The organism is Methylobacterium sp. WL18 (assembly GCF_008040015.1).
In the GTDB taxonomy this organism is placed as follows: domain Bacteria; phylum Pseudomonadota; class Alphaproteobacteria; order Rhizobiales; family Beijerinckiaceae; genus Methylobacterium; species Methylobacterium mesophilicum.
The window spans coordinates 1-2,574 of record NZ_VRVD01000661.1; the positions used below are offsets into that span (position 1 = coordinate 1).

General features: G+C 70.6%; 2 protein-coding genes. Both read right to left on the reverse strand.

The window, feature by feature from the left end; translation table 11 throughout:
• Positions 1-1,396: phosphatase PAP2 family protein (locus tag FV228_RS26565; protein ID WP_147857265.1), on the reverse strand; the 1,396-nt coding region annotated here is incomplete at its 3' end.
• Between the two features lie 160 nt (positions 1,397-1,556).
• Positions 1,557-2,574: TRAP transporter substrate-binding protein DctP (gene dctP / locus FV228_RS26570; protein WP_147857266.1), on the reverse strand; the 1,018-nt coding region annotated here is incomplete at its 5' end.

Consider the following 2,574-nt stretch of genomic DNA (forward strand, 5'->3'; position numbering starts at 1 on the left):
CCCCCGCCCGGCTCGCCGCCAGCGCCGCCGCCTTGCCGGAAGCCGCGTAGAGATTGATCCGGGCATAGACCCCGAACTCCGAGCCGTCGTCGAGGAAGCCGCCGCCGGGGCCCTGCGTCTCGGTCAGGATGGCGTTCGCCTCGGCAAGGGTGAGCGCCGGGAAGGCCGCGGTCAGCAGGTGGCCGGCCTCCGGGGCGATCGTGCCGACATCCTCCCGGGCGTTGGCGGTTGCGTCGTGCACGACCGGCAACCCGTAGGTCTGCGTCGCCTCGTAGAAGGCCGCGTTGGCGGCGGGGTCCTTGAACCGGCCGGTATCCTGCGCCGCGCAGGCCGCCACCGTGCCGCCGCAGCCGGCCGCGAGGGCTTCGGTCATCGCGGCGCGCGCCTCAGTCAGGAGCGCCCGGTAATCGGTGACGCCGACGTGCTTGTCCGCGTCCGTCGCCTTCGTGTCGATCACGGCGGGGTTCTTCCGGATCTGGCCGACATAGGCCGGATCGTTGGCGAGCAGATGCGCCACCGCGTGCAGCGAGGTCGCGCGCCCGCCGATCACGTCCATGGCGTAATGCGCCCCGACGATGATCCGATCGTTGCCGTATTCGGCGGCCCGCGCGATCATCTGCTGGTAGCGCTCCGGCACCAGCAGGGCGAGGATCAGCGACTCGGTGTAGCCGTAGGTCGTGTGCCCGCTGGGATAGGACGGGCTGTCGACGAGATCCTGCTTGGGACCGCGCAGCCAGTCGAACGAATGCGACGCCGCGCCGAAATAATCCGCGCCGCGATAGGCCTGGAGATGCGGCAGGGTCTGGAACGGGCGGGAATTGCCGAACCGGTCGGCCCCGGGGCTGCCCGCCGGCCGGCCGTAGGCCTTGCCGAACACGTCGGTGACGGTGCCGTCCGTGAGCAGCGCGGCGGCCTCGGCCGAGACCGGGTGCGTGCCGTGGATCGTACCGTTGGCGAAGAAGTACTTGCCGGAATTCGAATCCGACTTGGTGACGTTGTTGGTGTAGCCGATCAGGTCGGCCACCGGCTGCGCGACGCTGGTGAAGGTCTTGGCGTCGCTGTAGCGCGCCCGGGCCTGATAGGCGGTGGCGAGCGCCGTGCCGAGGCCGTCGGCGAGGCCCGAGGCGTTGCCGTCGGTGATGAAGCAGTCCCGCAGCGCCAGCTGCTGTTGCTCGGGGAAGGGCAGCAGCGTCGGCTGCTTGAGGGCGGCGGTCTGGATGTCCCCGGTCACCCGCAGGTTGGCGTCGAGCGCCGCCTTGCCGGCCGGGCTCCCCTGCAGCCGGGCCACAGGGGCCAGGCCGCGCAGGGCGGTGAGGTTGGCGGGCGATTGCGCCAGCACCGGGAGCGGCAGCGCCGCCCCGAGCAGCGCCAGGCCGAGTCTCAAGGTCCCCATCATGCCGTCTCCTCCCCTGGTCGGCGCGCCCGGATGGCAACGGCGAAGGCCGGGTTTCCAAAGGGCTCAGCCCTTTGGCAGGGTTTGGGGCCGAGCCCCAGAGAAGAAAGGGCTCCGCCCTTCACCCGCAAAAGGTCGAAGACCTTTTGAAACCGAGATTTCGCTATCCCCGGGCCCGGGCCCGAATCATGAAGTTATCGTAGGTGTATTCGGCGACCTGGAACCAGAGATATTCCTCGTTCCGGAAGGTCCGCATCGCCTCGTACACCCGGCGGAAATCGGCGTTCTTGGCGGCGATCTCGGCATAGACGTCGTTGGCGTTCTTGAGCGCGCCCTCCATCACGTCCTGCGGGAACGGCCGCAGCTGCGCGCCGCCGGCGACCAGCCGGCGCAGGGCCTGCGGGTTGCGCGCATCGTACTTGGCCTGGACCTCGGCCCCGACCTCGGCGGCGGCGGAGCGCAGGATCGCCTGATAGGCTTTCGGCAAGGCCTTCCACTTCTCGGCGTTGAACCAGAAGTGCAGCATCGCGCCGCCCTCCCAGAAGCCGGGATAATGGTAGACCGGGGCGACCTTCTGCAGTCCGAGCCGCTCGTCGTCGTAGGGGCCGATCCACTCGGCGGCGTCGAGCTTCTTGGTCTCGAGGGCCTGGTAGATCTCGGGGCCGGGGATGGCCTGCGGCTGGACGCCGAACTTCGTCAGCACCTGCCCGCCCATGCCGCCGATGCGGAACTTGAGGCCCTGGAGGTCGGCCACGCTCTTGATCTCGCGCCGGAACCAGCCGCCCATCTGCGCGCCGGTATTGCCGCCGGGCAGGCAGACCAGGCCGGATTTCGCGAAGACCTCGGCGAACAGCTCGGCGGCGCCCCCCGCCTGCCACCAGGCGGCGGCGCCCCGGGCGTTGAGGCCGAACGGGATCGCGGTGGCGAGCGCGAAGGTCGGATCCTTGGCCTGGCCGAGGGTCGCAGGGCCGTGGCCCATCTCGACCGTGCCGGCCGACACGGCGTCGAGCAGGGTCTCGGCCGGGACCGGCTCGCCGGGGCCGAGCACCTGGATCTGGAACCGCCCGTCGGTGGCCTCGGCGACGATCCGGCTGAGCGCCTCGGGGGCGCCGAACAGGATGTCGAGGCTCTTGGCGTAGGCCGAGGACAGGCGCCAGCGCAGCTCGGGTGCGCCCTGGGCC